2 protein-coding genes are annotated in these 2,929 nt (G+C 28.7%); both read left to right on the top strand.

The window, feature by feature from the left end; genetic code table 11:
* Window positions 1-335: 335 nt before the first annotated feature.
* Window positions 336-1,178, top strand: a complete 843-nt coding sequence (locus FGK85_RS14910; RefSeq protein WP_138207918.1) for a CvfB family protein — start codon at window positions 336-338, stop codon at window positions 1,176-1,178.
* 120 nt (window positions 1,179-1,298) lie between these two features.
* The gene (locus FGK85_RS14905; RefSeq protein WP_138207916.1) at window positions 1,299-2,738 is read left to right on the top strand and encodes a DEAD/DEAH box helicase; all 1,440 of its coding nucleotides are present in this window, start codon (window positions 1,299-1,301) and stop codon (window positions 2,736-2,738) included.
* Window positions 2,739-2,929: the final 191 nt, after the last annotated feature.

Raw genomic sequence — 2,929 nt, 5'->3', positions numbered from 1 at the left:
AAAAATAGAAGGAAATGTAGTAATAACTGTGGTAAAATGAAAAAAGTACAAAATTTCATATGATGATATAAAGTATTAGTATAAATTTTAAATTAATAGGGTTATTTAATAGATGGTGTGTAAATTATAATAAATGCAAACTATAATAAAAAATTTTACTTTGCGAATGTGTTTTAAAGTTTAATTGAATAATTTTAACTAAATAAATTTCATTGAATGATTAGATGTTCATATTAGAATATATTCTAAATACTATATCGGGATGTTTATAATTATTTTAATTAGTTATAAAATTTATATGAAAATACAATAGTTAAGAAAGAGGAAGGGTTAATATGATTGAATTAGGAAAAATACAGAATTTAGAGGTAATTAGACTTACTCCTATAGGAGTATATTTAAATTCTAAAGAAGATAAAAGTGAAATTGATATTTTATTACCACAAAAACAGGTGCCAGAAGAAACTGAGGTTGGAGATGAAATAGAAGTATTTGTTTACAGAGATTCTGAAGATAGATTAATAGCTACAACAAGAAAACCTAAAATAAATTTAGGAGAAGTGGCATTACTTAATGTTGTACAAGAGACAAAAATAGGTGCTTTTTTAGATTGGGGTTTAGAAAAGGATTTGTTTTTACCATTTAATGAGCAAACCACTAGTGTAAAAGTAGGCAGAGAATATTTAGTTTATTTATATATAGATAAAAGTGATAGACTATGTGCCTCTATGAGAATCTACAAAAGACTGCCTAGTGACTCACCTTATAAGGAAGATGATAAGGTTAAGGGTACAATATACAGTATAAAAAGTGATTTAGGAGCATTTGTAGCTGTTGATAATAAGTACCAAGGATTAATATCTAAGGATGAATTTTATGGAGATTATGGCTATGGGGATGAAATTGAAGCTAGAGTTGTTAAAGTTAAAGAGGACGGTAAATTAGACTTAAGTTTAAGGGAAAAAGCTTATAAACAAATGGATAAAGATGCAGAGTTTATTTTGGAGAAATTAAAAATGAGCGATGGCATACTTAATTTAAATGACAATAGCTCTCCAGAAGAAATAAAAGAAAATTTAGATATGAGCAAAAAAGCTTTTAAAAGAGCTATAGGAAGACTGCTAAAAGAAGGATATATTGAATTTGTAGAAGATGGAATTAAACTGATAATGAAATAAGAACATTAATGAAATTAGCAATTAAATTGCCAATGAAATAGGAACATTAATGAAATTATTAATTAAATTGCTAATGAAATAGAATATTAATGAAATTAGTAATTAAGAAGAGGTATAAGAATGAGTGAATTTAAAAATTTTCATTTAAGTAATGACATATTGAAAGCTATAGAAAAATTAGGATATATAAATCCTTCTCCTGTGCAAGAAAAAGTAATACCTTTTGTACTTGAAAATAGGGATATTATAGTGAAATCACAAACAGGAAGTGGGAAAACAGCTGCTTTTTCTATACCTATTTGTAATGAAATAGAGATAGAAGAAACAAATCCACAAGTTTTAGTGCTTACGCCTACAAGGGAATTGGCAGTGCAGATTAAAGAGGAAATATCCAATATAGGAAGATTTAAGAGAATAAGATGTGCTGCTATATACGGAAAACAGCCTATGGAGGTACAAAAAAGGGAGTTAAAACAAAGAGTTCATGTGGTGGTCGGTACTCCGGGAAGAACTATGGATCATATAGAGAGAAAAACTCTAAATTTAGAAAAAGTAAAATATTTAGTCATTGACGAAGCAGATGAAATGCTGAATATGGGATTTATAGATCAAGTGGAGTCTATAATAAAAGTAGTTCCTAAAAAAAGGGTGACTATGTTATTTTCAGCAACTATGTCTGAGAAAATTGAAGATTTATGTGATAGATACATAAGAAATGCCGAAAAAATAGATATTAATCCAGAAGCTATAACTGTGAAAAAAATAAACGAAGAATGTTATGAAATGGCTGAAAATGAAAAGCTTAATATTTTGAATAATATAATATATACCAAAAGACCTGACAAATGTATTTTATTTTGTAATACTCGCGACAAAGTTGATGAACTAGTTAAAAACATGAAAAAACAAGGATTTTGTACAAGAGGATTACATGGAGGCATGGAACAAAAGGACAGATTAGAGGTTATAGAAAGCTATAAAAGAGATGAAATCCAATTTTTAGTAGCTACAGATGTGGCTGCTAGAGGAATTCATATAGAGGATGTAACTCATGTTATAAATTATGATGTTCCAGTAGAAAAAGAAAACTATGTGCACAGAATTGGAAGAACAGGAAGAGCAGGAAATGAAGGTACAGCAATAACCTTTGTAAGCCCATATAATAAGAGACTTTTAGAAGAGATAGAACAATATTTAGGCTATATGATACCTAAAAAAGAAATACCATCTCATGAAGAAGTGAAAAAAGGTGAACAAATTTTTAAGGACTCTCTTAAAAATAAGCCTAAGGCAAAAGCTATTAAAAAAACAAAAATAAATGAAGAAATTACTAAAATATATATAAATGCAGGTAAAAAGAAAAAAATAAGACCTGGTGATATCGTAGGTTCAATGCTTAAGATAGAAGGAATTGATGTAGAAGATATAGGAATTATCGATATACAAGATGGTTTTTCTTATGTAGATATACTGGGGGGAAAAGGTAAAAATGTTCTTAAAGCTGCTGAAAATATGAAAATAAAAGGTAAAAGCGTTAGGATTCAGAAAGCCGTTAAGTAAGAAAATTGTGACGCTGTCACAATTTTCAGTGGGCTAGTGTGCCAGTGGGCTAGAGGGCTAAAATTAGTGTGCTAGAGGACCAGAGGGCTAGAGAAGGATAATTTTTCTTCATTTCATTACGAAAAATTTTAGAATGTAAAAAAGAAAGATAACATAATTTGACAACGCGAAATTATGTTATCTTTCTTTTT

Origin of the sequence: Haloimpatiens lingqiaonensis, assembly GCF_901447495.1 — a bacterium.
GTDB classification, from domain to species: domain Bacteria; phylum Bacillota; class Clostridia; order Clostridiales; family Clostridiaceae; genus Haloimpatiens; species Haloimpatiens lingqiaonensis.
Note: the sequence above shows the minus strand (reverse complement) of the source record. Positions and strands in the feature narration are given on the sequence as shown.

What these genes read in the sequence shown, in the direction of transcription:
- FGK85_RS14905 (WP_138207916.1), top strand. Translation starts at nt 1,299, where the DNA reads ATGAGTGAATTTAAAAATTTTCATTTAAGTAATGACATATTGAAAGCT.
- FGK85_RS14910 (WP_138207918.1), top strand. Translation starts at nt 336, where the DNA reads ATGATTGAATTAGGAAAAATACAGAATTTAGAGGTAATTAGACTTACT.